At 69.2% G+C, this 2,369-nt stretch carries 1 protein-coding gene; it reads left to right on the top strand.

What is annotated here, in order from left to right; genetic code table 11:
• A partial coding sequence (locus WAW17_RS19705) for a non-ribosomal peptide synthetase (protein ID WP_422334607.1) occupies positions 1-2,369 on the top strand: 2,369 nt, incomplete at both ends.

Below are 2,369 nucleotides of genomic sequence, written 5' to 3'. Positions count from 1 at the left end.
GTCCGGGTGGAGTTCGAGGGCAATCCCGCCGTCTACGAGAAGGACGAGCTGAGCGGGCACCACGAGAGGTTTCTGCAGTACTTCGCCGGTTTCGTCGGGGCCGAGGAGGACACCCCGATCGGGGTTCTGCCGTTGCTCACCGCGGACGAGCGGGACCAGCTGGTTCACTCTTCGGGTCCTGAATCCGTCCCTCCGCTGACCCTTCCCGAACTGTTCGACGCCACAGCCGATTCCGACGGGATCGCGTTGCGCTACGGCGACGAGGACGTGTCGTATCGCGTTCTGCACGAGCGCTCGAATCGGCTGGCGCACGTGCTGATCGAGGCGGGGGTGGGTACCGGCGACCGGGTGGCGCTGATGCTGCCCCGATCGGTCGAGCAGGTGGTGGCGGTGTGGGCGGTGGCGCGCACGGGCGCTGCCTTCGTGCCCGTCGACCCGGGATATCCCGCCGAACGCATCGCGCACATGATCACCGAGTCCGGTGCCACGATGGCGATCGCCACCGATCCGTCCGTGGTGCCCGCTGGCATCGGCTGGGTGGACGCGAAGGATCAGCCCGGCGACAGCGCTTCCGTCACCGACGCCGACCGGCTGCGTCCCATCCGGGTCGACAACGCGGCGTACGTGATCTACACGTCCGGATCGGTGGGTGCGCCCCGCGGAGTGACGATGACGCATCGCGGGCTCGCGAATCATACTGCGGCAGTGCGTCGTACCTACGCCGTCACCTCGCGGTCCCGGGTGGTGGCCTGCGCGTCGCCGTCGTTCGATGCCTCCGTCCACGAACTGTTGGTGGCACTCACGGCGGGCGCCACGCTGGTGATCGCGCCGCCGTCGGTGCACGGTGGCCGGGAGCTGGCCGAGTTGCTCCGCCGCGAGCGGGTGACGCATTGGACCACGACCCCGGCCGTTCCGGCCATGATGGACCCCGACGGCCTCGATCACCTCGAGGTGATCGCCGTCGCGGGTGACGTCTGCCCGCCCGACCTGGTGTCACGCTGGAGTCCCGGCCGCACCGTGCTGAACCTGTACGGGCCCACCGAGGTGACCATCTGGGCCACGGCCACGGCGCCCTTGAACGCTCAGCCACTGAACCCCCATTCGCCTGTCACGATCGGCCGTCCGATCGAGGGCGTGACGGCGCTGGTACTCGACCGTTGCCTGCAGCCCGTTCCGACGGGTGTGGTGGGTGAGCTGTACCTGTCCGGTCCCGGGGTGGGACGCGGATACCTGGAACGCCCGGATGTGACGTCGGCCCGCTTCGTGGCCAACCCGTTCTCGCGCGACTGCGTGCGGATGTATCGGACGGGTGATCTGGTGCGGTGGTCGAAGGACGGCGAACTCGAGTTCGTGGACCGTGTGGACGATCAGGTGAAGATCCGCGGATTCCGGGTGGAACTGGGCGAGATCACCGCGGTGCTCGGCGAATACCCGGGTGTGCACACGGCCATCGCGGTGACGCACGAGCGCAACGGCGAACTGATGGTGGACGGGTACGTCCACGGCGCAGCACTCGACGGAGCGCCGCTCGACCCCGAAGACGTCATTGCCACTGTTGCCCGGCGTCTGCCGCGGTACATGGTGCCGGCCACGGTGACGGTTCTGGGGTCGATGCCGCTCACGCCGAGCGGCAAGGTGGATCGTGCCGCGCTGCCGGTACCCGCGCCGTACGAACGCGAGTTGCGTTACTGGAGAGACGAGTTGCGGGGTGCGCCGCCGGCCCTGCCGTTGCCGGCGGACCGTGACCCCGCCGCCGCGGGCTCGGCCGCCGGGGCGGTGAGCTTCGAGGTGGAGGCCGGCACGTGCCGGGCGCTGGAAATGCTGGCGCAGGAGCAGGATTCGTCGCTGTTCACCGTGGTGCATGCGGCGTTGGCGGTGATGCTGTCGGTGGTCGGGAACACCGATGATCTCAGCATCGGCGCCGTCATCGCCGAACGCTCCGAATTCGGGCTGGGCCAGTCGACCGATCCGCTCGTGCTGCGCAGCCGCCTCGATCCGCGGGCCACCTTCACCGACTTCCTGGCCCGGACGCACCGCACCGAGCGCGCGGCCGTGCGGCACGGCAACGTCCCGTTCGAGCGGATCGTCGCGGCCGTGGGCGGGGGGCAGGCACCCGACCGGCATCCGCTGTTCCAGGTGCTCCTCACCCTCGACGACGACAAGGGCGGCGATCTCGCCGGTCTCGACCTCACGGTGTCGGTGCGTCGGCGCGTGGACGACGAGAGCGGTCTGGACGGTGAATTCGTCTATTCCGCAGACCGTTTCGACTTCGGCACGGTGGAGTTGTGGGTGCAGCGCCTGCAGCGGCTCCTCACGGTAATCGCCGAGAACCCGCACGTGAGGCTGGGTTCGATCGATCTGCTGACGGC

The sequence above is a fragment of the Rhodococcus sp. (in: high G+C Gram-positive bacteria) genome, from assembly GCF_049286785.1.
Classification (GTDB): Bacteria; Actinomycetota; Actinomycetes; order Mycobacteriales; family Mycobacteriaceae; genus Rhodococcus_F.
The sequence above is the reverse complement of the archived record's forward strand: the minus strand, read 5'-3'. Positions and strand labels throughout refer to the sequence as shown.